Below are 2,172 nucleotides of genomic sequence, written 5' to 3'. Positions count from 1 at the left end.
ACCCTGGATGAGCTCTGTCACTTCGGCGCCGACCAGATGGGCGCCGAGAAGCTGCCCGGTCTTCTTGTCGAAGATGGTCTTGACGAAACCCTGGTCCTCGCCCAGCGCGATGGCCTTGCCATTGGCGCTGAAGGGGAAGCGGCCGACGCGGATGTCCTTGCCTTCCGCCTTGGCCTTCGCCTCGGTCAGGCCGACCGACGCGACCTGCGGGCTGCAATAGGTGCAGCCGGGGATCTTCAGCTTGTCGATGGCGTGCACGCCCGGGAAGTTGGCGATCTTCTCGATGCAGACGACGCCTTCATGCTCTGCCTTGTGGGCGAGCATCGGCGGGCCGGCGACGTCGCCGATGGCGTAGATGCCGGGCACATTGGTCTTGCCGTAACCGTCGACGACGATGCAGCCGCGATCGGTCTTCACGCCGAGCGTCTCGAGACCGAGATTCTCGATGTTGCCCTGCACGCCGACGGCAGAGATCATGCGGTCGGCGGTGATCTTCTCCACCTTGCCGTCCTTCATCTCGACATGCGCGGTGACCGAATTGGCGCCCTTATCGACCTTGGTCACCTTGGCTTCGAGGATGATCTTCATCCCCTGCTTCTCAAACTGTTTTTGCGCGAATTTCGAGACTTCGGCGTCCTCAACCGGCATCACCGCGGGCAGCAGCTCGACCACCGTCACGTCCGCGCCCATGGTGCGGTAGAAGGAGGCGAACTCGATGCCGATGGCGCCCGAGCCCATCACCAGCAGCGACTTCGGCATCTCTTTCGGCACCATCGCCTCGAAATAGGTCCAGATCAGCTTGCCGTCCGGCTCGATGCCGGGCAGCGCGCGCGGCCGGGCGCCGGTCGCGAGAATGATGTGCTTGGCGGTGTAGGTGCCCTCGCCCTTGACGCCTTTCGGCACCGGCGGCTGCGGTTCCATCGCCTTCTTGGCGGTCTTCGAGACGACGACTTCGCCGGGCTTGGAGAGCTTCGCCTCGCCCCAGATGACGTCGACCTTGTTCTTCTTCATCAAGAAGCCGACGCCGCTGTTCAGCCTGAGCGACACTTTTCGCGAACGGTCGACCACGGCGGCCGGGTCGGGGCTGACCTTGCCGCCCTCGAGCTTAAGGCCGTAGTCCTTCAGGTGATCCGAATAATGCATGATCTCGGCCGAGCGCAGCAGCGCCTTGGTCGGGATGCAGCCCCAGTTGAGGCAGATGCCACCCAGATGCTCGCGCTCGACGATCGCCGTCTTGAAGCCGAGCTGGGCGGAACGCACCGCCGTGACATAGCCGCCGGGGCCTGAGCCGATGATGATGACGTCGTAGGATTCAGCCACGGGGTTTTCTTCCTGATCTTTCTGAAGGTTAGAATGAGAGCATCACGCGCACGAGCGGCGCCAGCGCCTTGCCGATGTTGCGCGTGTTCTCGGCATCGAGGTGGACGCCGTCGAGCGGCGTGGTGACGGCCACCGTGCCGGCGTCGAAGAAGCCGCAGCCGGCCTCGTCGGCCAGTGCTGAATATTGCGGCGCCAGACGCTTGGAAGCGTCGTCGCCGCCGGCGAACATTTCCTTGAATTCGGCATTGTCGGTGCGCGTCACCACCGGCGGCGCGACGATGAGGATCTGCGGTGCGGGCCAGTCGAACGGATAGTCATGGCCGCGCACGATGTCGATCAGGCGCTGGATGCCCTGTTTGGCTGCGACCGGATTGCCGTGGATCCATGGCTTCATGTCGTTGGCGCCAAGCATGATTATGATCAGGTCGAGCGGCGCATGGCTGGTCAGGATCGTCGGCAGCACACGGGCGCCATTGCGGTCCGCGCCGGCCAGATGGTCGTCGAAGGCCGTGGTGCGGCCGTTAAGGCCTTCGGCGATGACCTGGATGTCGTCGCCGAGCTCGGCCCCCAGCAAGCTCGGCCAGCGATCCTGGAGCGCATGGCGCCCGAGGCTGGCTGCGTCGTAGCCCCAGGTGAGAGAGTCGCCGTAGCAGAGAATCGTCTTCATGCTTTTGCCACACCCCTGCCGTCACCGGTCGACCAGGCCGCCAGCGCGCGATCCGCCCGACGGAAAGAACAAGGCGAAAGGCCGGTGAAGAATTTCCGCACCGCCTTTTCCCGTCCTACACCAGCATGCCCATCGGGTTTTCGATCATGCGCTTGAAGGCGCCGAGCAGTTCGGCGCCGAGCGCG

2 protein-coding genes are annotated in these 2,172 nt (G+C 64.3%); both read right to left on the bottom strand.

Annotated elements, in window-relative coordinates; translation table 11 throughout:
• Window positions 1-1,320 (bottom strand): dihydrolipoyl dehydrogenase (gene lpdA / locus EOA24_RS35260; RefSeq protein WP_127410667.1); only part of this gene is annotated, 1,320 nt, incomplete at its 3' end.
• 28 nt (window positions 1,321-1,348) lie between these two features.
• Entirely contained in the window at window positions 1,349-1,987 is a 639-nt protein-coding gene (locus EOA24_RS35255) for an SGNH/GDSL hydrolase family protein (protein WP_126082765.1), read from the bottom strand.
• Window positions 1,988-2,172 lie beyond the last annotated feature (185 nt).

Source organism: Mesorhizobium sp. M2A.F.Ca.ET.039.01.1.1, assembly GCF_003998035.1.
Lineage (GTDB): Bacteria > Pseudomonadota > Alphaproteobacteria > Rhizobiales > Rhizobiaceae > Mesorhizobium.
The sequence above is the reverse complement of the archived record's forward strand: the minus strand, read 5'-3'. Positions and strand labels throughout refer to the sequence as shown.

Coding starts and splice junctions, on each gene's coding strand:
- EOA24_RS35255 (WP_126082765.1), bottom strand. CDS start 1,987: ATGAAGACGATTCTCTGCTACGGCGACTCTCTCACCTGGGGCTACGAC.